18 protein-coding genes are annotated in these 24,243 nt (G+C 72.2%); 6 read left to right on the top strand and 12 right to left on the bottom strand.

Annotated features, from left to right (window positions below):
* Positions 1–59 precede the first annotated feature (59 nt).
* Positions 60–1,148, bottom strand: coding sequence for an SGNH/GDSL hydrolase family protein (locus tag ABZ459_RS39405; RefSeq protein WP_357981900.1), 1,089 nt, complete (start codon positions 1,146–1,148; stop codon positions 60–62).
* A 496-nt stretch (positions 1,149–1,644) separates the two neighbouring features.
* Between ABZ459_RS39405 and ABZ459_RS39400 the strand changes: the two genes are divergently transcribed.
* Positions 1,645–2,235: a hypothetical protein gene (locus tag ABZ459_RS39400; RefSeq protein ID WP_357981897.1), complete on the top strand. Its 591-nt coding sequence runs from the start codon at positions 1,645–1,647 to the stop codon at positions 2,233–2,235.
* A gap of 133 nt (positions 2,236–2,368) precedes the next feature.
* Here ABZ459_RS39400 and ABZ459_RS39395 read toward each other — a convergent pair whose 3' ends face one another.
* The 8 genes from ABZ459_RS39395 to ABZ459_RS39360 all read right to left on the bottom strand — a co-directional run bounded on the left by ABZ459_RS39395 (position 2,369) and on the right by ABZ459_RS39360 (position 12,889).
* A complete protein-coding gene (locus ABZ459_RS39395; protein WP_357981894.1) occupies positions 2,369–5,314 on the bottom strand; it encodes a lantibiotic dehydratase in 2,946 nt (981 codons plus the stop codon).
* Positions 5,311–6,627, bottom strand: a complete 1,317-nt coding sequence (locus tag ABZ459_RS39390; protein WP_357981891.1) for a lanthionine synthetase C family protein — start codon at positions 6,625–6,627, stop codon at positions 5,311–5,313. The genes ABZ459_RS39395 and ABZ459_RS39390 overlap by 4 nt, the downstream gene beginning before the upstream one ends.
* A complete protein-coding gene (locus ABZ459_RS39385; RefSeq protein ID WP_357981888.1) occupies positions 6,624–7,205 on the bottom strand; it encodes a hypothetical protein in 582 nt (193 codons plus the stop codon). Before ABZ459_RS39385 ends, ABZ459_RS39390 begins: the two co-directional genes overlap by 4 nt.
* Positions 7,206–7,268: 63 nt before the next feature.
* Positions 7,269–8,819, bottom strand: coding sequence for a hypothetical protein (locus tag ABZ459_RS39380; protein ID WP_357981885.1), 1,551 nt, complete (start codon positions 8,817–8,819; stop codon positions 7,269–7,271).
* Between the two features lie 35 nt (positions 8,820–8,854).
* A complete protein-coding gene (locus tag ABZ459_RS39375) occupies positions 8,855–9,040 on the bottom strand; it encodes a hypothetical protein (protein WP_357981883.1) in 186 nt (61 codons plus the stop codon).
* A gap of 189 nt (positions 9,041–9,229) precedes the next feature.
* On the bottom strand, positions 9,230–9,781 hold the full coding sequence (locus ABZ459_RS39370) for an EF-hand domain-containing protein (protein WP_357981880.1): 552 nt from the start codon (positions 9,779–9,781) through the stop codon (positions 9,230–9,232).
* Positions 9,782–9,823: 42 nt separating this feature from the next.
* Entirely contained in the window at positions 9,824–12,136 is a 2,313-nt protein-coding gene (locus tag ABZ459_RS39365) for a molybdopterin-dependent oxidoreductase (protein WP_357981877.1), read from the bottom strand.
* A gap of 459 nt (positions 12,137–12,595) precedes the next feature.
* On the bottom strand, positions 12,596–12,889 hold the full coding sequence (locus ABZ459_RS39360) for a hypothetical protein (protein ID WP_357981874.1): 294 nt from the start codon (positions 12,887–12,889) through the stop codon (positions 12,596–12,598).
* Here ABZ459_RS39360 and ABZ459_RS39355 point away from each other — a divergent pair.
* Positions 12,873–13,421 carry a WYL domain-containing protein gene (locus ABZ459_RS39355; protein WP_357981872.1) on the top strand — a complete coding sequence of 183 codons (549 nt, stop codon included), beginning with the start codon at positions 12,873–12,875 and terminating at the stop codon, positions 13,419–13,421. The genes ABZ459_RS39360 and ABZ459_RS39355 overlap by 17 nt on opposite strands.
* A gap of 33 nt (positions 13,422–13,454) precedes the next feature.
* Here the strand turns inward: ABZ459_RS39355 and ABZ459_RS39350 are convergent, their stop codons facing one another.
* Both ABZ459_RS39350 and ABZ459_RS39345 read right to left on the bottom strand, forming a co-directional pair.
* A complete protein-coding gene (locus tag ABZ459_RS39350) occupies positions 13,455–14,561 on the bottom strand; it encodes a HAMP domain-containing sensor histidine kinase (RefSeq protein ID WP_357981869.1) in 1,107 nt (368 codons plus the stop codon).
* A complete protein-coding gene (locus ABZ459_RS39345; protein WP_357981866.1) occupies positions 14,558–15,220 on the bottom strand; it encodes a response regulator transcription factor in 663 nt (220 codons plus the stop codon). Before ABZ459_RS39345 ends, ABZ459_RS39350 begins: the two co-directional genes overlap by 4 nt.
* A gap of 172 nt (positions 15,221–15,392) precedes the next feature.
* On the opposite strand from ABZ459_RS39345, the gene ABZ459_RS39340 reads away from it, so the two are divergent.
* Positions 15,393–16,988, top strand: coding sequence for a hypothetical protein (locus ABZ459_RS39340; RefSeq protein WP_357981863.1), 1,596 nt, complete (start codon positions 15,393–15,395; stop codon positions 16,986–16,988).
* A 67-nt stretch (positions 16,989–17,055) separates the two neighbouring features.
* On the opposite strand, the gene ABZ459_RS39335 is transcribed toward ABZ459_RS39340, so the two are convergent.
* Positions 17,056–18,702, bottom strand: coding sequence for a S8 family serine peptidase (locus ABZ459_RS39335; RefSeq protein WP_357981860.1), 1,647 nt, complete (start codon positions 18,700–18,702; stop codon positions 17,056–17,058).
* Between the two features lie 152 nt (positions 18,703–18,854).
* On the opposite strand from ABZ459_RS39335, the gene ABZ459_RS39330 reads away from it, so the two are divergent.
* The 3 genes from ABZ459_RS39330 (at position 18,855) to ABZ459_RS39320 (ending at position 24,046) form a co-directional block, all read left to right on the top strand.
* Complete coding sequence (locus ABZ459_RS39330) at positions 18,855–21,665, top strand: AAA family ATPase (RefSeq protein ID WP_357981857.1); 2,811 nt, start codon at positions 18,855–18,857, stop codon at positions 21,663–21,665.
* Positions 21,666–21,770: 105 nt separating this feature from the next.
* A complete protein-coding gene (locus ABZ459_RS39325; protein WP_357981854.1) occupies positions 21,771–23,246 on the top strand; it encodes a trypsin-like serine protease in 1,476 nt (491 codons plus the stop codon).
* Positions 23,247–23,482: 236 nt separating this feature from the next.
* Positions 23,483–24,046 (top strand): MFS transporter, encoded by a 564-nt coding sequence (locus ABZ459_RS39320; protein ID WP_357981851.1) that lies wholly within the window; start codon positions 23,483–23,485, stop codon positions 24,044–24,046.
* The last annotated feature ends 197 nt before the right edge of the window (positions 24,047–24,243 follow it).

The raw sequence follows: 24,243 nt of genomic DNA, 5'->3' as shown, positions 1-24,243 counted from the left end.
TCCAGGGGCCGCGAGGACAGACGACGTCGCAGGTCATGGCCCCGACACAGGCCGGTCGCCTACGGGGTCAGGCCGGCGGCCTGGAACGCGGCTTCGGCTTCGTTGCGCTGGTTGAGCGCGCCGTAGTAGTTGGGGTGGACGAAGGTGCAGGCCTCACCCTTGGGGAGCAGCGCGGGTACCTGGTCGCGGGCCGCGCACTGGTACTGCGCCGGGTCGGCCGGCTTGTCCACTCCGGGCGGCATGACCAGATTCGAGAAGACGCCGTACATCCAGCGGTCAGTGCCATGGGCGCACACGCCGTGCCCTTCACTCGAGGTGTAGGTGTCGACATACGTGGCCTGATTCTCGCCGGCCGCGTCTGAGATCTTCTGGTTCAGCTGCTGCTGCAGGGAGTCGAGGTACGGTGCGTCGTTGTGCAGCCGGATCGTGCCGAGCTGATGGAAGTTGCCGTAGGAGCAGCCGAACGCGGAAGGCACGATGGCGGGGTAGCCGAGCAGGAACACCTTCGCCTCAGGCGCCCTGGAGTGGATGTCCGCCAGAAGGGCCTGCAGGCTGTCCTCGACGATCTGCCAGCGCTCGTTGAGCCAGTGCTGCCCTTCCTCGGACTCGTAGTAGGTCTTGCAGTACTTGACGGGCAGGGTCTGCTCGGCTCCGATGGCCAGGCAGTTGTTCAGGATCTCCCCGAAGCCGAAGTCGTTGCCGCCGATGCCGACAGTGACGACGTCGGTGCCGGCGTCGAGCGCGTCGATCTGCGGCGGCTTGGTGGTCCAGCCGCCGTGGTCCTTGCCGTTGGCGGGTGGGCCGAAGAGCACGCCCGCCGGCTGGGGCCCGAGAACCCCTCGCGCGACCGTGGCCCCACCGCACGTCACGTCGGTCCTGTTCACCCAGCCCGGATGCGCCGCGTTGAGGTCCCGGGCCAGCATCGCCTCCCAGCTGTACCCGGAACGGCCACACCCGTCGCTGTCGGCGGGAGCGTCCCAGGGCGGGACCATCACATCCGCGCTGTAGGAGTCTCCTAGCGCTACCCAGTTCAGTGGTTGTGCGGCTCGGCTGCGCTCGGCGCTGGCCGGGGCGGCGGTCGCGGTGATCGGCAGTGCCGAGGCGAGGATCGCCGCGGCCAGGGCCACAGTGCGCAGGGTACGTGTCATGCGTACGTCCTTCCGGGGGAAAGGGGGACTGGTACGTGCCATCCCGTCACGCACTGTAGTTGTATGACTACTGAATGCGATGTGACGTGGAGGTAAGACCGCCCTCACGCGGACGAGCAGGGGTGCCAGGGGGAGTGCGCAGCCGCAGTACTCGGCTGGTCAGGTACCAACAGGTCGCGGTGAAGGCCGGCTCGGCCCCGATGGCGATGGGGGAGGTGTGCGCCCAGATCGCCAACTGTGTCGATGTTTCTCGGCTCCGGTTGAGAGGGGGCACTCATAATCGGCATATCGGAAAATTCCTTTTTGCTGATAAATGCGCCCGCCTCCTGTCGGTCTTTCTTTGCCATTGCCTAGCCTGTTCGTGCGTGATGAAATTATGATTCGATTTACCCATTCCGGCCGGGATGTTAGGCGGCAGAATTGCGACATGGATAGACATGTCCTTTTCGGCGGCTGCAGGACCGACATTTCGCACAATCGACGGAGGAAGATCGCCATGTTCAAGAAACTGCTGCGTTTCCTTCCCGCCGGCCTCGCGGCCGGCTCGCTGCTGGCCACCGTGGCCCTGCCCGCACCGGCATCGGCGTCAGTCTCCCAGGCCGGAATGCGGCAGAACGTCGTCACCGTACTCGGCTACAACAGCACCGACTGGAAATACCTCCAAGTGCCGCCTGCGGCCAACGCCCCGCGTTTCTACGACCCGAACTTCGACGACAGTGACTGGTCGAGCGGACAAGAAGGCTTCGGCACCACCAACGGCATCTGCGCCTGGAACAATTCCACCAACGTCAAGACGTCCTGGGCGGTGAACACCGACATCCTGGTACGCCACTGGGTGCACATCCCGCGCGACGCACGACTGGTCCGCATCCAAGGAACGATCGACAACGATGCCCGGGTCTACTTCAACGGCCGCCTCGTCCAGAGCGTCAGGAGCGGTGGCTGTGCCGCGGGCGCGATCAACGTCGTCATCCCCGCCAGACACCTGGAGCGCTGCAACCTCCTGGCCATCCGCGGCCATGACTACGGCGTCGGAACGTACCTGAACGTCGAGGTCAGCTACGTGAGGGCGACCCCCTCCGCCTGAACGAGCACCGCCGCGAGCCCCCGGCCCCCTTGAACCGCGAGAGGGCCGGGGGCTCTCGCCGGGACGGGGGTTTCCCGGCTTTCCGGACAGATGTACGCGGGGGCGCGTGGTGACCGACGCCTGAGCGCCGCGGTCACCGATGGGCGAGACCTTCGCGAGTGCGGCGAAGGAGCTCCAGAACGCGGTGTTCGAGCTCGTGGCCGGTGCCGAGCAAGCGGTTGCAGTGCAGGTGCACATGGCTGCGGCACACCGCGGAAGAGGGACGGGCGGACGGCAGGTTCCGGCGGCGGACGGCCAGCAGGGACGTCAGGGCCCGGTCGTGCGGTGTCGTGCCGAGCGAACCCGGATCACCCAGGAGCCGGCGCAGCTCGCGGGAGCGCCTGCGGTAGTCCCGGCCGCCGTCCGGCGAGGGGGAGACGCCGTCACGGTAGAAGCGCGTGCGCTGCTCGACGTCCAGCCCGAGGCCGTCGAGCAGGTCGTCGACGCTGAGCGCGGCCACGGTGGCCGGGTCGTAGGGGAATCCGTGGCTTCTGGACAGAGCCAGCAGACCGGCTACCGCCGGGCTGTCGGCGATGAAGACGCCCTCGGCGGCCGGCATGTCGTGCAGGCCGCCGTACCGCTCGATCTCGCGTTCGTAGGTGTCGAAGGCGAAGGTCGCGCACGCGCCTGTGGAGATCAGATCGGCCGCCCAGTCGCAGACGTGGCGCATGAGCGGGCCGAGCAGCGTGGCGGGGTCGCCGTGGAAGCGGATGCGCAGGTGCGGGTCGGGATCGGCGTAACGCAGGAAGAACCAGCCGTCGGCCAGCCCCGCTCCGGTGACGAACTGCCCGAAGGGGCGCAGTGAATCGACGATCAGCTCGTCCTGGAAACGGCGGGGGCCGTACAGCTTGAGGTAGAGCCAGTCGCTGCCGGGCGGCCGCGCGCGGGCCCCGGCGGGCACGACGGCGGGACTCCGGCGCCGCGGCGGGACGGTCCGTCGCTCCCTGAGCGCGAGCGGCACCACCACCTCGCTGAGGTGGGAGCCCTCGGGGCCCGGCAGCCAGGCGTGATCCGGGTGGGGCAGGGCCTCCTGGAGCAGAACGGGGCGTCCTGGCGGTTCGTCGCGCAGCAGTTCGGCCTGCTCGGGGTCGTCCAGGTCGAGCAGCAGCCGGTTGTCGCCACCGGCCAGGTACACGTGGCGGGGCACGCCGTGCGCCTGCCGCCAGGCGGCCAGGCTGGCCGGCTCGCGCAGGGCCGCGGGATCGACTCGCCAGCGGGCCAGGGACAGGACGACGCGGCCCCGCTGGATCCGGGGCAGGAACGGAAGACCGGCGGCCGGTCCCCAGTCGAACGAGGTGAACACGCACCGGCCGTGGCGGGCGACGTCCAGCAGGAAGCGGGCCGCCGGGGGCGCGTGCGACGGGTTCAGCATGTGGCACTGCGTGGCGACGACCTCCACGTCGCGTGCGGGCCACCGGACGGTGAACAGGCCGTCGCGCAGGCCCACGACCAGCTCGTCGACCGGTACGACCCACTCCTCCGCGAGGCCGGTGGAAGGGCCGAGACGGATCTCGTGGCGGTGCCCGCAGCGGCGTACGGCGACGTTGCCGGAACGGGCGCGCTCCGGCGTGTAGACCACCTCGGCGAGCAGGCGGCCGGGCGCGTGCCGGGACTCGGCCTCCGCCGCCCGCGCCAGCGCGGTGGCCGCCGGAGGCCCGAGCAGGTCGGCGAAGCGTCCGAGGGTGCGCCCGGCCGCGGTCGCGCCCAGGTTCGGGCCCACGACGAGCAGGAAGTCGCCCTTGTCCACGGCCTCGGCGCTGGAGGCCGCCACCAGGACCGCGAGGTCGAGGGTCGGTGGGGCCGGCGCGGCCGCCGGGGTCCAGGTCTGGAGGCGTTCCAGCAGGTCGTCGTCGAGTTCGACGGTGGTCACCCGGTCACGGCAGGCGTTCACCGCCAGGTCGGTCAGCAGCCGGTGCCGGGTGGTCGGCGCGTGGAGCTGGTTGCCGCCGTCGGTGGGGCGGCCCAGCCCGAAGTCCGGATCGACCAGCTCCAGCAGCGGGACCTCGCGGTCCGCGCCATAGCGGCTCTCGAACGCCCGGCGGCAGGCGTCGAGGTGGGGCGGTCCCGCGGGGTGCGGGCTCAGCCGGAGCAGCAGCTCGGCGGCAACCGCCGCCTCCGCCCCGATCCGCCTGTTCAGGCCGGTCCCGGACAGCGGCAGCGCGAGGTCCGTCTGGAGCAGGTTGCGCGGGTCGGTGGGGGACACGATCGTGGTGATCCGGTCCAGCAGGCCCGGCCACGTGCGGGCCCGTTCGCCGAGCGGGCGGGCGTCCCACTCCCGCAGGGCCGCGCGCAACTCGGCGAGATCTTCTGCGACGGGGTGGCCGGCGAGCCGTTCCCGCACGTGGCCGAGGGGGTCGCGGGTGAGCGGCGGACGCAGGTCGTGGTGCAGGAACCCTTGCCGGAGCAGGTCCTCGACCAGCCCGTCCGCCTTCTCCGGGGTGGCGCCGGGCAGCGTGATCAGCGCTTCGACGAGCTCCGCACGCGAGACCGGAGCGCGGGCGAGGGCGAGCGCCCGCCGTACCGCCGACGTGGCCCGTACGGAGGCCGTGCCGCCCGCCGGGAACGCCCGTCCGGCGCGGACCAGCACGGAGGGGTCGGCCACCAGCCGCAGCCGGGCGCGGACCTCGGGGTCGGCTTCGAGGTGCGCGACCAGGTCCGTGAGCCAGCCCAGGTCCGGGCGGGTGCGGGTGCGCGGCTCCCGCTTGGCGAGGGCCAGGTCGGTGCAGTGTCCCCAGTCGGCCAGGGCGACGCCCGCGAAGAGGCCGAACGGGGTCGGCCGCGTGCTCATGCGGATGAGGTAGCGCAGCAGTTTGCGGCCGATCCGCCGAGCCTTGGGATGGCCGGGCGGCGTTCGCGCCAGAGCGGCGGCCAGATCGCCGCTCGCCACCTGGAGGGCCGCCACCACCGCCGGGGCGCCGGGCAGCAGGCGGCCCGGATCCGCCGGCTCGCCCGCTCGCACGGCGGCGTCCACCGGCAGGAGCGGGGCGCGCACCAGCGCCCAGTCCATCGGCGTGTACAGGCTCCGGTTCGCGCGGGTCATGACAGGAGGAAGAGCCGATCCCAGGCCGGTTCGACGTCCGTCGCCGCGGCCAGCAGCACCAGGACGACGCCCGCCGCGCCGTCCAGGACCCCGGCGCGGTCCACGGAGTTGCCCTGCGGCTCCAGCGAGGCGTACGCGAGCGGCCGTGCCGGCTGGTAGGCGGCCAGCAGCTCGTCCACGAGCTCGGCCGCCTCCTGGCGGAACAGGCCGGTGTCGCAGGCGAAGCGGAGCACGATGTGCAGCAGGCCGCTGACCCCGTGGCAGAACGTCGGCGACGGGATGGCGCGCCGCTCGGCCGGGCGGCGCAGGACGGCGTCCATCGCCTCCAGCGCCAGCTCGCCCAGGAGGCCGTCGTCGAGCGCCTGGGCCGCCAGCCACAGGGCGCGGGCGACCCCAGGGGCCCCGTAGCACCACGCGCTCCGTGACGGGGCGGCCCGGCCGGGCCGCCCCTCGCCGGTCAGCGGTACGAACGCGGGCCAGTCGTCCCCGGCGCGGTGGGCGACCAGCCAGTCGGCGATCCGCCTGACGGCCTCCGCCTGGCCCGGCACCTCGATGCCCGCGCGCAGGGCGAGCGACAGCAGGGCGAGCGGCCCTGGGATGCCGTGCGCGAGACCGCAGTCCAGAGCGCCGTGCGGGTGCAGCCGCGACATCGTCTCGTCGCCCATCAGGTGGGCGGGCGTCATCCAGGCGGGCGGCTCCTGCTCCCGGGCGAGCGTCACGAGCCCTGCGAGGATCTCCGGGAGGATGCCGTGCGGGTCGTGCGTCAGCAGGTGGGCGCCTGTCCCGCAGGCGCCGGAGATCAGGTCGAACGCGCTCACCGGGCCCGGCTCGCGGCTCTCGCCGAGCCGCCTGCCGATCGCCGCGGCTCGGGGCGCGAGGGCGTCGTCCAGCGTGGCGAGCATCCGCCGGTAGCGTGTCCCGTCCCTGCTCAGTGACACGGTGGCGAACGCCAGCCCGCTCAACCCGCCGAACAGGCCCGCCGGCGCCGCTTCCACGCCTGTCGCGGCCGCCGTGAGGAACCGGTGGCCCACCGCGTCCCAGCCTTCGCCGGGCAGGCACGCGTCCAGATAGGCGCAGGTCACCGCGAGGCCCGCGTCGCCGTCCGCCACGGCGTAGGGCCTGCGGGCCAGGGATTTCGGGAACCGGGTCTGTTCGACGGACGCGGCGAGCGCCGCCGCCACCCGGCCCGGGTCGGTCACCCGCGCGGCGACGTCGCGAGCGACGCGGAGGGCCGACGCCTGCCGGTCGGGGTCGAGCGGGCTCTGCCAGGCGGCGTCACACCTCTGCGCCGGCCCGGACGTGACGGCGCTCACCCGTTCTCACCGCACCCGGCGTCGCACGTCACGGAATTACCGCAATTGGTGGCGATGACGCAGCTCTCGTAGCAGGATCCGCAGTTGGTCACGCAGGTCTCGCAGCTCGGCTGGCAGGTGCCCGGCGTCACGCAGTCCCCGCCGTCCGCCGCCGTCGGCTCCTGGCAGTCGTGCTCGCGGGTGTCGGTCAGGCCCGGGATGCACTGACCGCTCCCCGACCGGCCGATCCGCACGTCGAGGTCGAACTCGTCGAGAGAGCGGCCCGTACGGGTTCTGGTGAACTCCACCATCGCGTCGCGGCGAAGGGTCACCTGGGTGGCCTCCTCGCCCCGGAACGGCTCCTCGTGGCGGGCGACCGTGGTCATGTCGATGACGTCGCCGGTGCGGAACTCCGCGTAGTAGTCGAGCCCGCGCGTGAAGTAGAGCCGCCGGTGGTCCGGCTGGTCGCTGTCGCCGAGAAAGCCGGTCATGCGCAGAACCGCCGCGGGCGCCTGCGCCGGATCGGGCCGCAACCTCTCCACGATCGGGTCCTGTGATCTGCCGGCACTCCCCGGTGCCTTCTCGTCCTCGTCGGGCATCGCCTGTGCTCCTTGACGTCCGCGGTTGCCGGGTCGCGGGGACGTGGCCCCGCGACCCCTTGATCAGCGCTCCAGCAGGGCGCCCAGGCGGCGGCCGGACTCCTCGGTCATCGCCCGTACCGTCTCGGCGACGGTCTCCTCCGGCCGCTCGGGCACGGGGCCCAGGAACGCGGCGGGCGGCACCGGCCCCAACGCCCGCAGCACCAGGTCCCTCGTCCGCAGGAACGCCTCGGCGCTGTCACGGAACGACGCCCCCGAGGATTCGAGCTCCGCGAGCACCCTGTCCTGGTCCTGCAGCTCCTGCGGCTGACCGCTCGGCTCGCCGGTCGCGGCCAGAACGGCGAGACACCCGCTGATCTCCTGCCTCGCGGCGCTCCGCAGGGCGGCGGCGTCCTCGACGGCGCCTCCGGCGTCCGGGCGGGACAGAGCCCTCCGGATCGTGTCCGCTTCACGCTCGTACAGGTCGAGCACGAGGTGTGCGTACGCGCCCCGCGGCGCGGGCGACGGGTCGAACGCCTCGTTGATCCCGCCCAGCCAGCGCAGGAAGAGCCGGCCACCGGCTCCGAGCTGTTCCGTGTGCCGGCCGAGACAGTGAAGCAGGTACTGGGCCCGGTCGAAGGACCGCCTTGCCTGCCGGGCGGGGTCCGCGCCGGTGATCGGCCCGTACCGGCCGGCCAGTTCCTCGTGCCTCGCGGCCACGGTGGAGTGGAACAGCGCCAAGGTGGTGTAGACGTGGCTCACGGTGAGGGCACGATCGACCGGCCAGCCCTCACCCGCCTCCGGCCTGGCCCTGTTCCAGTGCGGACGGACCAGCGGCGACACCGCCGCGTCGTAGCCCTCCTCCAGCAGGGAGTGGGTGTGCTCGAGGTCGGTGAACTTGACGTGCATCGCCTCGTGGAGGAGATACTCGGCGGCCTGCCACGCGTCGCCCAGCACGGCGGCCGACAGGAAGATCACCCCCGGGATGCGGGGATGGGTGAGCGACGCGAACCCGGGCGACGCGGAGCCGGGTGACGCGGACTCGGGCGGCGATTCCTTGCCGGCGACGACGACCAGGTGCACGTGGCTCAGCGCGCTGCGCGCGAGCTTGGGGCAGAGCTCGTGCAGCAGCTCCGCACCCCGCAGGAGCGTCTCGCGCACGCGGCCCTCGGGGCTCGTCAGGGTGAGCCCATGCAAGCTCGCGGAGAAGACGCGGCGGAAGAACTCGCCCAGCGGATCCACCTCCGCCCGGGGCTCGGACCACACCCACGGCCAGGCGGCCTCGTGCAGCCTCACCAGGTCCGCGGCGCCCTCGGCCAGCGGCGGCACGGTCACGCGAGGACTCTGAGCGGCCGCGGTCTCCAGGACGGTGTCCAGCTCCTGCTCCGACCAGGGGAGCTCACGGCCGCCGAGCACGGCGCTCAGCCAGGTGTCCGTCGCCACCCGGACCGCCGGGTCGCCCAGCACCTGGTGGTGCCGGTCGTCGGAGGCGTCCTCCTGTGCGGCGAGCAGCAGATGCGCGCCCTTGGAGTGCTCCTTGAGCAGAAGCAGACGGTGGCGGTAGTGCAGGCGGGTGCGCTGACGGATGTAGTCGCAGTCGCCGAACGGGCGGTCGCCGGCGAGGATCTCCTCCATCTGCCGCCTTGCTTGAGCGGTGTTCACCGGCGGTCTCAGCGCTGGAGGCCGGAGTCGTACATGGCGGCGCAGTACAGGACGGGGCATCTGACCCTGGCCAGGCCGGCGGCTCCCTCGCCCTTGTCGCTCAGCGCTCTCATATCGTCCTCGGACAGCTGGCTGTCGACGATCTCACCCTCGGTGATGCGCAGGACCATCGGCCCCTTGATGCTCTGCCCCATCGGTACTCCCCTCATCGGTCTCATCGGATCGATGCTGGTCCTGCTCGACGTCGGGCAAGCGAGAACCATCGGCTTATTCAAGGTTCTTCCGTCCGGGCGCCGGCCTGCGGAAATCCGATGTGCTTCACGCCGCGACGCCCACACCAGCAGTGGGTGTGGGCGTCGCGGGTAGGGCCGCATCGTGGGCCGTCAGCCGGCGACCCTGCCGAACAGGTGGTTGGCGGGGGCGTCCGGGTCGTTGCCGTAGAAGAACTCCGTGACCGCCTGATGGAATTCGGCGCGGTCCAGCACGCCAGAGCCGTCCCGGTCCAGGGCGGCGAAGACCGCGGCGCAGTCCTCGCCGGGAACGCCGCCGACCGAGTCGAACATCTGCTGGAACTCCGCCTGGTCGATCTTGCCGTCCCCGTTGAGGTCGGCGAGGTCGAAGAAGTGGTCGGTCACCGGCTCGATCTGTTGCGGGTACAGGGCGGGGTCGGTCAGGGCCCGCCTGAACCCTTCGGTCATCTCCCGCAGATCGACCTTTCCGTCACCGTCGTTATCCATCGGGGCGATCACGTTCGCCCAGAACGTGTCCATGCTCTGGGTGAGCAGGCGGGCGGTCTCGGAGTCCGGCGCGGCGCCGCGGGCGGCGATGTAACGCTCGCTCATCATTCGGACGTCCCGCTGGGTGATGAACCCGTCGCCGTCGACGTCGGCGCCCCTGAACCACCGGCCGTACTTGAGGTTTTGAAGTGCAGTCACGGTTACGCAAAGTATTCGATTGATTACGGTAAAGCAAGCGGCTCAATGCTCGAGGTGCGGTGGGGTGAAGGCGAGCACATCGGGATGAGGGCCGTCGTAGGGCTCGACGTCGACCAGCGCGCTGAGAGCACTCGGTCCTTGGGACAGACGCGAGCACGGCCGATCCGCCGTGAGGACATTGGGATTGCCGTGGCGGTCCAATGTTCCGCTCAGGCCCGGCTGGACCGGATCCCACCACGCTCCGGTGGACAGTTGTACGACGCCCGGCATGACGTCGTCCGACAGGACCGCGCCCGCCAGACAGCTGCCTCGGTCGTTGTGGACACGTACGATCATGCCGTTCTCGATGCCGCGCGAGGCGGCATCCAGCGGATTGATCGTCACGGGCTCACGGCCACGGATCTTCGAATTGAGGCTGTGGCCACCGTTGTCGTACTGGCTGTGCAGGCGCGAGGCGGGCTGATTCGAGATCAGGTGCAGCGGGAATCGGCCCGACAGATCGGCGCCGAGCCACTCCACTGGTTCGAACCACATCGGATGCCCGGCACAGTCGTCGTAGCCGAACGAGTCGATCTCCTCGGAGAAGATTTCGATCCGGCCCGACGGCGTCGGCACGGGGAAACGCTGCGGATCTGAGCGGAGCGCCTCGAAGCTGCCGGGAAACGGTCCGGTCAACGCCGGCAACTCAGCGGTGGAGCTGTCCCAGAAGTCCTCGAAGCTCGGCAGGGCGGCGTCGTCGCCGAGGTTGGCCCTCGTCTGCTCGTACAGGTGCCGGACCCATTCGATCTCGGAGCGCGACTGCGTGAACTCCTGCTCGTATCCGAGCCGGGAGGCCAAGGCGGTGAAGATGTGATGGTCGGTGCGTGACTCTCCCGCCGGCTCGCGGACCTTGGGCATCGCGACGAGGTGAGGATCGGAGAATCCGGCGGCGAAGTCGTCGCGCTCCAAGCTGGTGGCGACAGGCAGGACGATGTCCGCGAACTTGGCCGTGGTGTTCCACCAGGCTTCGTGAACCACCACCGTGTCAGGGGCCTGCCAGGCTCGGGCCAGCCGATGGAGATCCTGGTGGTGGTGGAACGGGTTCCCGCCGCACCAGTAGATCAGGCGAAGCTCCGGCAACGTGAGGCGCCGGCCGTCGTAGCCGATGGTCCTACCCGGATGCAGCAGGGTGTCGGCGATCCTCGCGACAGGGATGAAGTCCGGGACGGGGTTGGGGACCCCGGGTATCCCAGCCACGCTGGGGCGGCCTCTGGCAACGCCTGTCGCGTCCATCGTCGCGTAACCTGCTCCCCAGCCACAGCCGGGCCGGCCCATCGATCCGGCCATGGCGGCCAGCACGACAGACATCCAGATCGGCTGTTCGCCGTGGTCCGCCCGCTGCACCGCGTAGTTGACCATGATGAGAGAACGTCGCTCGGTGAGGCGGCGAGCGAGGTCGATGATCGTCTCGCGACCGATACCCGTGATCCTCGCCGCCCAGGCGGCATCCTTGGGGACGCCGTCGAGCTCGCCGGTCAGGTAGGAGGCGAAGCGGTCGAACCCGACGCAGCACCGGTGGAGGAAGTCCTCATCGTGCCACCTGTTGACCAGCATCGTGTGGGCGATGCCCAGCATGGCGGCGGTGTCGGTGTTGGGGATGACGGGCAGCCACTCGGCGTCGAGGAAGTCGGCGACGTCGCTGCGGATGGGGCTGACGTTCACGAACCGCACCCCGGCCGCACGGCACTGTCGCTGCAGGTTCTGCGTCTGGTGCCTGGCCAGCCCACCCGGGTTGATCTGGCTGTTCTTGAGGGCCAGCCCTCCGAACGCCACCACCAGCTCGCAGTTGTCGGCTATCTCGTCCCACATCGGCATCCGCGACTGGTAGCTCCACGGATGCCCGCCGATCACATGGGGAAGGATGACCTCCAGCGCCGCAGTGCTGTAGGTGTTGCGAGAGTCGGTGAAACCCCCGCCCAGCGCCAGGAACCGGTGGAGCTGACTCTGCGCGTTGTGGAACACGCCCGCACTCGCCCAGCCGTAGGACCCGCCGAACACCGCGCTGTCTCCGTGCTGTGAACGCACTCGACGGAGTTCATCGCTCACCAGCGTGATCGCGTCGTCCCAGCTCACCTCCACGAAGGTGTCCGCGCCTCTGGCCGCGTCGTGGGTGCGCGGCTCGCCGTTGAGCCAGCCCTTGCGCACCGCGGGGCGCAGCACGCGAGCGCCGTCGTCGGCGGCTGTCACCATTCCGGGGCCGATGGGCGACGGCACGGGGTCTTCGCGCCTCGGCTCAATTCGTACTAATCGCCCGGAATCGACCACCGCGATGAAGCTGCCCCAGTGCGTCGCAACCGACATGCGTCGTTCCACCATGCATCAACCCCATCCCTGAAGCTCCCCCTGCTTTCGACCAGCGGTTGCTTGCGTCGCAGGGGGCTCCACCTCAGTCGGCGGCCCGCAGGACGGAGACTTTCCCCCATGCCCTGCTGCTCAATCCCGTCAGTGCGCACCGGCTCGTTCTGCACCTCGCGCGGCGTCTCCGGTTGAACGCGGCCCTTCTTGCGGCCCCCCGCGGGGAGCAGGGCAGGAGGCCACGTCAGAGGGCCTGCGAGGTGGCTGATGCGTGCCGGAGTGGCCGGAGGACTTCCGGTCGGCGCCGTGTGCGAGATCCCCTCGCACCGGTGAGGTCAGGCTGCGGCGTCGTCGTCTGCGCGGTCCGGGTGTGGACGGTGGTCTCGGTGCAGACGGTTCACCAGCCGACAAACAGATCATGCTGGCACGGTGCCTGGCGCCGGGTTTCGGCAGCCAGGCCGTCCAGTGGCTCCTGCGTCTTCACCGGGCCGCCTTGTCCGGCGTCCGGGCCAGCAGCTCGGGTTCGGTGATCATCGGCCAGTGCCCGGCGTCCAGCGTGATCACCTCCAGGCCCGGCAGGTGCGGCGGGCCGCCCGGGTCGCCCGCGCAGGCGATGTAGGTACGGGGCAGCCCCTGCGCCGCGCTCAGGTCGGCCGGCGCCGGGTCCTGGTAGGTGCCGATGGGCTGGCCGACGCCGCGTACCCGCAGCCAGGTACTGTCCTCGGGGGTGAGGCCGTGCTCGCCGAAGTTGGCGTCGATGACCTCGTCGCTCATCACCGCGTTGATCGCCGTCACCTCGGCGACGGCAGGCCCGCTGACCCCCGAACCACACCTGGCGCTGACGCTGGCCGCGGCCGTCCACGCGCGGCACACCGTCCGGATCGAGCACACCCGCGGCGCACGCGAGGTGGACCCGTACGGGCTCGTCGTGCACGCACGCCGCTGGTACCTGGTCGGACGCGACCATCTGCGTGCCGCCATCCGCATGTACCGCGTGGACAGGATCGGCGGCGCCGCCGAACTGCCCGGCACGTTCACCCCGCCCGACGGTTTCGACCCTGTCACCCACGTGCTGCAGGCGTTGACGCTCGGCGCCTGGACCCACCGCACCGAGGTATGGCTCGACATCGACCTGGACACCGCCCGCGACCATCTGCCGGCCACCTTCGGCGACCTGCACGCCTGCCCTGACGGCGGCGTGCTCCTGGTCAGCGGCACGGAGGACCTGCCCGCCATGGCGCGCATCCTCGCCGAGCACGTCACCGCGCTCACCCTGGCCGTCGCCCGCTCCCATCCGGCACCGTAACCGCCGGCGCCTCTCACCCCGCTGCCACGGTGGTCAAGGTCGAGATGCCTGGGTGAACCGGACGGTGATGGACAAGCCGCCTTCGGGGCGTGCGCCGGCGGTGAGGGTGGCGCGATGCGCTTGCGTGACGGCGTTGACGATGGCGAGGCCGAGGCCGTAGCCGTCGCCGCGGTCGTGACGATCGGACGCCAGTTTCTGGAAGGGCCGGCAGAGGCGCTGGAGGTCGTCGCCGGGGACGACCGGCCCGCTGTTGGTGACCGTGAGGGTCACCTGCGTGCCGGAGGTCTGGGTGGTGACCTTCACGTGCCCGTCCGGGTGGTTGTGGCGGATGGCGTTGTCGACGAGGTTGGCGACGAGGCTCTCGATCAGTCGCGGGTCCCCGGCCGTCACCGCGGGCGCCAGGTGCTCGGCGAGGTCGATGCCGCGTTCGGTGGCCTGGCGGCGGCGGGAGGCGAGCACTCCCTCGGCGATGTGGGCCAGGTCGAGGGTGTCCCAGCGGGTGACGCCGCGCTCGCTGGTGGCCAGGGCGAGCAGTGCCTGGACGAGCCGCTCCTGGTCTCCGTTCAGGGCGAGGGCCTCCTGGCAGGCCGAGCGCAGGCTGTCGGTGTCCGCATCGGGGTCGGCGACGGCGACTTCAAGCAGGGTGCGCTGGCCGGCCAGAGGGGTGCGCAGCTCGTGGGAGGCGTTGGCGACGAAGTGGCGTTGGCTGTCGAAGGAGGCTTGCAGGCGGGCGAACAGGTCGTCGAGGGTGCGGCCGAGCTCGGTCAGCTCGTCCATGGGTTCGCCGAGGTCGAGGCGCCGGTGGAGGCTTCCGGTGGAGATCGTCCTGGCGGTGGCGGTGATGGCGCGCAGCGGGCGCAGGAACCGGTCGGAGACGAACCAGCCGAGGGCCAGGGCGACGGGAATCAGCAGGATCAGGGCGACGGCGGATCCCGTGAGGAGCTGGGGCAGCCTGATCCCCGGCCCGGACTCGATGATCGTGCTCGCTGAGGGCCGGCCTACGGGTGTGGCCGCGTCGATGCCGGCGAGCGGGACGGCGACGAGGACGAGCACGAGCACCCCGGCGGCGTAGAAGCCCGCCGCGTAGGCGAGCGCGAGCCGCGTCTGCAGGGATCTCCTGGCGAGCCGCTGTGAGGTCATGACGGTCCGATGCGGTAGCCGCCTTCACGGACGGTCTCGATCACGGGCGGGTCGCCGAGTTTGGCCCGTAACCGGTGCATGGTGTGCTTGACGGCGCTGCTGAAGGGGTCGGCGGCCTCGTCCCAGGCGCGCTCGAGCAGTTCCTCGGCGGAGACGACCAGGCCGGGGACGGCGAGCAGGCATTCGAGCAGGGCGAACTCCCTGGGGCTCAGATCGAGGCGCCGCCCGGCCCGGAACGCGGTACGGCGGGCCGGATCGAGGGTGATGTCCCCGCAGGCCAGGGTCGGCGGGAGCGGCGGGGTGGCGCGGCGGCCCAGGGCACGGACGCGGGCGACCAGTTCGGCGAACGCGAACGGCTTGGGCAGGTAGTCGTCGGCGCCGAGGCTCAGCCCGTCGACGCGGTCCTCGATCGTGCCGGAGGCGGTGAGCATCAGCACGCGGGTCGCGCAGCGGCCGTGGGCGAGTCGCCGGCAGATCTCGTCGCCGTGGACGCCGGGCAGGTCGCGGTCGAGGATCACCACGTCGTAGCGGGTGGCGGCCAGGCGATCGAGCGCGGCGGTGCCGTCGAGGACGACGTCGACGGCCATGCCCTCGCGGCGCAGCCCGGTTCCGACGGAGCGGGCGAGGACCTCGAAGTCCTCGACGACGAGGACCCTCACCGCCCCTCACCGCCGCTCGTCGTGCGAGGAGGGCGGACGTGGCGGCCGAACCGGCCGCCGGGTCGAGAAACCATGGGGCAACGATGCCAGATCCCCGGTCGCAGCCAGGTCGCGGCGGCCGCGACCCGGCTGGAACCGCGGGCCGCGTACAACCGTCGCCATGAGTTCATTCATGCCTCACCGATCCGGCCGGCCGGGCGGGCGGGACGGCTTCCCTCAGTTGCTGCGCGCGGAGTGGGCCAGGTTCCGTTCCGCCCGGGGCCGGCTGCTCGCCGTGGCGGCCTGCGTGCTGGTGACCGTGTCGCTCGGACTGCTGATCGCCGGAGGCGTCCGCACCTCCTGCGTGACCGGGACGGGCGAGGGCCCCTGTCCCGCGCCTCTGGTGGGCCCCGACGGCACGGCGGTGAAGGACAAGTACTTCTTCGTGCACCAGCCGCTCAGGGGGAACGGCAGCATCACCGCCCGCGTGTCGGACATGACCGGTCAGATCCGGCTGCCGGACGCCATCCCCGGGGTGCGCAACGTCAAGGAGGGGGTGGTGCCGTGGGCGAAGGCCGGCCTCCTGGTCAGGCCGAGCCTCAAGCAGGGCACACCGTACGCCGCCGTCATGCTCACCGGAGATCACGGCGTGCGGATGCAGTACAACTACGTCCACGACGTGGCCGGCGGTCCGCACAACGGCCCGCAGTGGCTACGGCTGACCAGGTCCGGCGACACCGTCACCGGCCAGGAGTCGGACGACGGCAGGACGTGGACCGAGGTCGGCACGGTCAGGATGGCCGGGCTGCCGGAGACGGTCGAGATCGGGCTGTTCGCCACCTCGCCGGGCGTCTTGTGGGACATGGCCAAGGCGTTCGCCAACGCCACCGCCACCTTCGACCAGATCAGGCTGCAAGGGGCGAACGGTTCGTGGCGCCGCGACGACGTCGGCGTCTCCATGGAGTCCGACGGGAAGACCCCGCACCACCCGGGCGGGGTCGTCGAGTCCGGCGAGAAGCTCATCGTGACCGGGGGAGGCGACATCGGGCCCGCCACGGTGGAGGGGGGTCTGCGCGCCGACCTCATGCTGATCGGCGGGGCCGTGGGGCTGATCCCGCTGTTCGTGGCGGCGGCCACGTTCCGCACCACCGGCCACCGGCGCAAACCGGCCGGGGCCGGCCTGACCGAACACCTTCGAGAACCGGCCGGAACCAGCCCGACCGCACACCTTCGCGAACCGGCCGGGACCGGCCCGACGGCTGGTTCGCATTCGGCGTGGTTGCCGGCGGCACAGGCCGTGGTGGTCGGCGCGGTCGGGTTCGCGGCGGGGCTGGTGACCTCGGGGGTCGTGATCCCTGCCGGGCTGGCGCTGTTGCGTGCCCATGAGAACCCGATCCAGCCGATCACCCTGGGCACCGAACTGCGGATGATCGTCGGCTACGCGGCGCTGACCGCGGCCGCCGCCGTGCTGGCTCTCGGCCTGGCCGCGCTGGTCAGGCGGGCCGTCGTCGCCGTCGGGCTGGCGATCGTGCTGGTCGTCGTGCCGTACCTGCTGGCGACCGCGGGGCTGGCGCCATGGCTGCTGATGATCACCCCGGCCGCCGGGTTCGCGATCACGCAGAGCATCCCGACGTTCGCGCATGTGGACGTGGACCCGTCACTGCTGGGGGGCCACTACCCGCTCCCACCATGGGCAGGCTTGGCCGTGACCTGCGGATATGCAGCGTTCGCCTTGGGAGTGGCGATCGCCGCACACCGCGGTCACGGCGATCTCCCGCTCGCCCGCTGAGCCGGTACGCCGGGGAGCGCGCCCGTGCCCGCCGTCGAGCGGGCACGGGCCGGCCCCCGCGTCCAGGTCAGAACGTCAGAGACCAGGAGTCGACGAGGCCCGTGTCGAAGGTGTAGACGTCGCGCACCTGAAGCTTCCAGGTCCCGTTCCGATCCTCGGCAGTGGTGTTCACCGCGAAGGTCTGGTGCACGCCGTCAGCCGATCCGATGCCGCCCGCGGGCTTCAGGCTGTAGACGGCCCCTCCTGGGGCCACCAGGTCGATGGCCAGGTCGCCGGTGTAGGGATGCACGATGTCCACCCGCACGGAGGTGGCGGCGGAGCCCTTGCCGGGGCAGCCGGTGATCGTGACGGCGCTGGAGACCGATGCTCCCGCGTCCGGGATGGGCACGTCCGTGCCGTTGGTGCCGCTTCCGCAGGTCGGCGGCTGGCCGTCGTTCATGAACGAGATGTTCAGCAGCTTGTTCGGCGAGCCGGTGCCGGCGTTCTTGACGACGCCGGGTGTCGCGTTCGCGGTCAGCGCGGCTGCGACGTCGGCGGGGGCGGCTCCGGCGTGGGCGCTCAGGTACAGCGCCGCCGCGCCGCTGACGTGCGGGGTGGCCATCGAGGTGCCGTTCATCACCGCGGTGCCGCCGGAATTGGAGGTGGAGGTGATGTTCGAGCCGGGGGCGAACACGTCGAGGCAGCCGCCGAGGTTGGAGAAGGAGGAGCGGTTGTCGGAGCTGTCGGTCGCGCCGACGGTGATCGCCTCCGCGGTACGGGCGGGGGAGTAGTTGCACGCGTTCGCGCCGTTGAAGTTGCCCGCGGCCACCACGGTGGTGATGCCGGCCGCGACCGCGCGCCGCACCGCTTCGTCCAGGGCCGGGTCGGGGTCGCTCTGGATGCTCATGTTGATCAGGGCGGGCTTCGCGGCGTTCTGGATCACCCAGTCGACGCCCGCGATGATGTCGGAGTTCGGGGCCGAGCCGTCGCAGCCCAGCACGCGGACGCCCACCAGGCGCACGCCCTTGGCCATGCCGTACGTGGCGCTGCCGATCGTGCCCGAGACGTGCGTGCCGTGCCCGTGGCAGTCGTTGGCCACCGGGTCGTCGTCGATGAAGTCGTACCCGTCGGCGGCCCGGCCGCCGAACTCGGGGTGCGTTCGGTAGATCCCCGTGTCCAGGACGTACGCGGTCACGCCGGGGGCCTTGCCGGGGTAGGTGTAGGAGGCGCTGAGCGGCAGGTTCGCCTGGTCGACGCGGTCCAGCCCCCAGGTCGGGTTCTGCTGGGTGTCGGCGATGCGGGCCTGGCGGTCCGGCGTCACGTACGCCACGGCGGGGTCGGCGGCGAGCCTGGCGGCGTCCTGGGAGGTCAGCCGGGCGGCGAAGCCGCGCAGGCCGGCGCTGTAGACGCGGGTGACGCCGGCCCGGTAGGCCGAGGCCAGGTCGCGCGTCCTGGCCCTGGTCACCTCCGCCCTGGCCGTGCTGTCGCGCAGCACCACGATGTAGCCGCCCGCGGGGCCGGCGCCGGCGGCCGCCCGCGCGGGCAACGCGGCGAACGGGCCGAGCAGCGTTCCGGCCAGCACCCCTGCCAGCACGGCGAGGTAACCGCCATACCGCCATGAGCCGGGCGCGGCGCGGAATCCGCCGTACGGCCGGGCGGCGGGGGCGGCGCCGCGGCACTGGCGGGCCGCAGGGTTGCGGGATCCGAAGAGGATCGTGGGGGGTCGATCTGTCACGGGTTACTCCGTTTCGTGAGCTGGTTCCCGCAGAACCCTCCGTCGCTCCCCGTTAGGGATCAATCCGGAAAACGGTAGGTATCGTCCGTGTGAATCATCCACAGCCACGCGTAGCATGTCGGGCGCGAAGAGTGTCCGACATGGGCAGGTGCATGCGATTGACCAGGGCCGCGAGGAAGACAACGCACGCGACGCCGCCCCTGCTGATCGGCCGCTCACGCGAGCTGGAGGCGCTGACCACCGCCCTGACCCGCCCGCCGGCCGTCGCCATGATCGAGGGCGAGGCCGGCGTGGGCAAGACGCGGCTGGTCCGCGAGCTCACCGCCCGTCCCGAGCTGCGCCGCCATCACCTGCTGACCGGCCACTGCCAGCCACTGCGCGAGCCCTTCCTGTACGGCGCCCTCCTGGAGGCGCTCGGCCACCTGTCCGGCCTCGCCCCGCGCGGGCTGAGCCCGGTCACCGGCGTGCTGCGTCCCCTGCTGCCCGAGCTGTCGGGGGCGCTGCCCGAGCCGCCCGAGCCCACCGGCGACCCCCGGTCCGAGCGCCACCGCATGTTCCGCGCCGTCCGCGAGCTGCTGGCGGCCTGCGGCCCCGCGCTGCTCGTCGTCGAGGACCTGCAGTGGGCCGACGACGGCACCCGCCACCTGCTGCGCTTCCTCATGACCGACCTGCCCGCCGGCCTCGGCATCGTGCTCACCTACCGCCGCGAGGAGGTCCCCGGCGGCGTGCCGCTCGGAACGGCCTACCGCCCGCCGCCCGGCGCGGCCAGCGTGCTGGTCGGCCTGGAGCCGCTGGCGCCGGCCGAGGTGCGCGCGCTGGCCGGCGCGCTGCTGGGCCGCTCCCACGTCTCGGCGGAGTTCGCCGCCCGGTTGCACGAGCGCACCGCCGGGCTGCCGTTCGTCATCGAGGAGGTCCTGCGCACGGCGCCTGGCCAGGTGCTGGAGAACGTCGAGGTGCCGGTCCTGCTGCGCGAGTCGATGGCCGAGCGGCTGGCGGCCATGCCGCTGCCCGCCGTACGGCTCGCGCAGGCCGCCGCCGTGCTTGCCCTGCCCGCGACCGCGGAGATCCTGCAGCAGGTCGCGGCGCTGACCGGCGGGCGCGCCAGGACCGCGCTGTCGGCCGCCCTGGCAGCCGGGGTCCTGCACGAGACCGGATACACCTACGGATTCCGCCACGCGCTGGCTCAGCGGGCCGTCTACGACACCCTGCCCGGCTTCGAACGCCGCCGTCTGCACGAACGAGCCTTACGCGTCCTGGAGAAGCAGCACCCCAGGCCGCTGGTGCAGCTGGCCGACCACGCCCACAGAGCCGGCCTGGAGGAGGAGGCCCTGGTCTACGGCGAGGAGGCCGCCGACCGGGCCACCGAGGTCGGCGACGCCAGCACGGCCACCCACCTGCTGCGCCGCGTCCTGCGTTCACCCGCGACCACCGCCCGGGACGTGGACCGGCTGGCCATCAAGCTCGGCCAGGTCGCCCACACGGGCCTCGACCAGCTCGACCCCACCGCCACCCTGGAGGGGCTCCTGCGCGACCAGCGGCTGTCCACCGCCGTGCGCGGCGAGGTACGACTGTTCCTCGGCCTGCTCCTCATCCGCCAGCGCGACGGGCTGACGGCCGGCCGGGCGGCCATCGAGGCGGCGCTCGACGAGCTCGAGGAGCGGCCCGACCTGCAGGCCAAGGGGGTGGCCGTGCTGGCCCAGCCGTATTTCGGCACCACGCACGTCCGTGAGCTGCGCCCCTGGACGCGGCGCGTGGCCGGCCTCGTCCGGGCCTCCGGCGGTGAACTGCGCATGTCGCTGCTGGCCAACCACCTGGCCTCGCTGCTGCACACCGGCGATCCGGCGGTCCTGGCCGACCTGTCCCTGCCGCTCTCGCCCACCCAGCCGGGGGCCGAACGCCGCCAGCACGCCCGCGCGCTGTGCAACCTGGCCGACGCCTGCACCTGCGTCGGCCACTTCCGCCGGGCCAGGAGCCTGCTGGACGCGGGGCTGCGGCTGGGCGCAGAGGCGGGTGCGGCCTTCGTGGTCAGCACCGCCCGCTCCACCGGCGTCCGGCTCGGCTGGTTCCTCGGTGAGTGGGACGGCCTGGCCGCCCGCGCCGCCGACCTGCTCGACGAGTACCACGACCTGTTCCCCGTGGCCAGCGAGCTCTCCCTGGTCCTCGGCCAGCTCGCGATCGCCAGGGGCGACTGGGAGGAGGCCGCGCGCCGGCTGGCGGCCACCGGCGTGGACAACCCGGACGACGCCATCACCCCGGTGGTCCTCGGCGGCCACGCGGCGCTGGCCGGCCTCGGCCTCGCCCGCGGCGAGCCGGCCCAGGCGCTGGCCGAGATCGACAGAGGGCTGGCCGTGGCCAGGGGCAAGGGTGTGTGGGCCTGGACCGGCGAGCTGGTGCCCGTGGCCGTCGCCGCGCTGACCGGCGCCGGACGCACGGACGACGCGACCGGCCTGCTGGACGAGCTGGAGCGCGGCCTCGCCGACCGGGACGCGCCGCTCGCCGCCGCCGCCCTGGAACTCGGCCGGGCCCACGTCCTGCAGCACCGCGGCGACCAGGCGGGGGCGCTGCTCCGCTACGAGCGGGCCCGCCGTCTGTACGCCGGGATGCCGGCCCCCTACCTCCAGGCCCTGGCCGAGGAGCGGATCGCGCTGTGCGGCGGCAACCCCGAGCACCTGGCCGTGCTGGCCGGCACCTTCGCCGCCATCGGCGCCACCCGCGACGCCGACCGCTGCCGCCACCTGCTGCGCGGCTACGGCGTGCCGCAGAACTCGCGGCGCGGCCGGCGCGGCTACGGCGACCTGCTCTCCCCGCGCGAGCAGGACGTCGCCCGGCTGCTGGCCCAGGGCCGCACCAACAAGGAGATCGCCGAGGTGCTGTTCCTGTCGCCGCGCACCGTCGAGCAGCACGTGGCGCGCGTGCTGCGCAAACTGGGCAAGGAGACCAGGGCCGACCTGCTGGAGGGATGAGCCGGGGGGCCAAGATGCCGTACCCCTACGGATGACGTCCCTTATTGTTCGGCCTCGGCGCGAGCACCGACAGTAGTCCGCGACACCCCCTGGGAAAGGACTACAGTGAACCCCCCACACCTACGGCGTCTTCTCCCGCTCGTGCTGGCCGCGCTGCTCGTGCCGCTCGGCCCGGTCACGGCTGACGCCGGCCCCACGCGGCCGGCGGCCAACTTCGAGGGCGACACCGTCCCCGCCCGCGACCCGCGTGCCGGCGTCGCCTTCTACAACGGCCAGGACGCCACCGTCGCCGAGTTCCCCGCGATCGTCGCCGGGCTGCGCGAGGGCGGCAGCCGTCCGCAGGGCCAGTCCTGCACCGGCTCGGTCATCGCCCCGCGCAAGATCCTCATCGCCGCCCACTGCGCCGACGCCGAGGGCCGCAAGACCTTCCTGTACGGCCTGGACGACCTCAACGCCGCGGGCGGCTTCAGGACCGACGTCGTGGAGTACAAGAAGCATCCGAAGTACGTGAACTTCGACCAGGGGTACGACGTGGCCGTCGTCACCGTCGCCGACGACATCCCGGTCCGGGACGGCAGGTACGCCGCCTTCGCCACCTCGGCGGACGCCGGCCTGGAGGCGCCCGGCAGGAACGGGCTCGGCTTCGGCTACGGCAAGAAGGACTTCGACGACGCCACCCGCGACGTCACCCTGGACAAGGCCACCCTGCCCATCGTCGACGGCCGCCAGTTGTGCCAGGGCGTCGGCGCGGGCTTCAAGCCGGCCACCATGATCTGCGCCGGTTACGCCGACGGTCACGTCACGATCCTGCCGGGCGACAGCGGCGGCCCGCTCGTCGTGGACGGCAAGGTCATCGGACTGGCGTCGTGGAGCCGCAGCGACTTCAAGTGGTACAGCGTCTACAGCAGGCTCACCAACGACATGGGGGACTGGGTCAAGGAACAGCTCGGGCCGCAGCAGCCCGGCCGGTTCGGCGTCGGCGTCACTCCGTCCGCGCTGAAGGTGGCCGCCGGCGCCTACATCTCGGCCACGGTCACCACCACCGCCTCCGGCGCCCCCGAGAGCGTGAACCTGACGGCGTCCGGACTGCCCGGCGGAGCCGGGGCCACGTTCCAGCCGGCCTCCGTCCAGACCGGCCAGACCGCCAAGGTGACCTTCCAGACCTCGGCCACCACCCCGCCCGGCGACCATCGGGTCACCGTGACGGCCACCGACTCCGCGGGCGAGAGCGCGACCGCCACGGTGACGCTCACCGTCGAGGGCGACGCCCCGTCCGGCGACGTCAAGGTCACCGTCAGCCCGGCCGAGGCCACCGTCAGGCAGGGCTTCTCCACCACCCCGTCGATCACCGCCACGGGCGGGACGGGCGACCTCAGGCTCACCGTCTCGGGTCTGCCCTCCGGCGCGCAGGCGTTCCTCACCCCGCAGACCATCCGGCAGGGCGCCACGAGCTCCGCGCTCCTCTTCACCGGCCTGCAGACCCCGCCCGGCGTCTACCCGCTCACCATCAAGGCCACCTCCGCGGACGGCAAGGTCGGCACCACGACCTTCCTCCTCACCGTCGCCAGGTTCGGCTCCTGACCCGAACCCCGACGGCCGAGGGCCCCGGCGATCCCGGGGCCCTCGGCATGACCACCGAGGCCGCCAAGCGGTCCGCTCGGCTTCTACCTGGTCGCCTGAGCGGCCGACCGGCGATCGCCCCAATGGGCCGTGCTCGGCGAGGGCGGCTTCGGGGTGCGTGAGCAGGCGCCGTGCCGGAGGTGGGGCACGATGGCGGGTGCCAGGGCGAGGGGGTGAGATGGGATGATGAGCCCGCTATGACCGCCTCCCTGCCGTTCCGTCTCGCCCGTGCCGCGGTGTTCGCCGTGGTCTGCGTGGCGCTGAGCGTGCTGGCGCATCTGTTCGGCGGGGGATCGGTCACGGGGCCGGTGACGGCCGGCGGGCTGCTGCTGGCGTTCGGGGGCGGGGTCGTGGCCTCGGCGCGTGAGCGCACGCTGGCGGTGATCCTGCCGTTGCTGGCCGGCATGCAGGTGGTGCTGCATGTGCTGTTCTCGCTCAGCCATGCTCCGGACGCGTACGCCGCGCTCGTCCACGGCCATTCGGGGCTGGTGCCCGGCGTCGGCATGCTCGTCACGCATGCCGGTGCCACCGGGCTGACCGCCCTGTGGCTGGCCCGTGGCGAGGCCGCTCTGTGGGGGCTGCTGCACCGCTTGGCCGCGCGGCTGTGCCGGGTCCTCCTGGCGCTCTTCCCGCATTCGCCGCACGGGCCGGTCGTCGTGGTGGCGGCGCCCGAGCCGGGCCGGCTGCGCTCGGCGGTGCAGGCGCATTCCGCGCCCACGCGCGGCCCACCGTTCACGCAGGTGACCGCTCTCTCCGGCTGACCTCCATGGTGCGGCTGGAGTACGTCGTCATGCCCGGCTCCGGCCGGGTCCGCGTGGCCGCCGACGTCGCGGCCGCGTCAAGCGCCCCTGCCTGATCTGCCTCCGGCGCGGTGGGAAACCCCATCGCGCGCCGAGGCCTGCCTGGAAAGGCCCACCATGCACTCTCTCCGTTCGCGTTCCCCGCTTCTTCCCGCCGC

Origin of the sequence: Nonomuraea sp. NPDC005692 (genome assembly GCF_040631115.1) — a bacterium.
Lineage (GTDB): Bacteria > Actinomycetota > Actinomycetes > Streptosporangiales > Streptosporangiaceae > Nonomuraea.
Note: the sequence above shows the minus strand (reverse complement) of the source record. Positions and strands in the feature narration are given on the sequence as shown.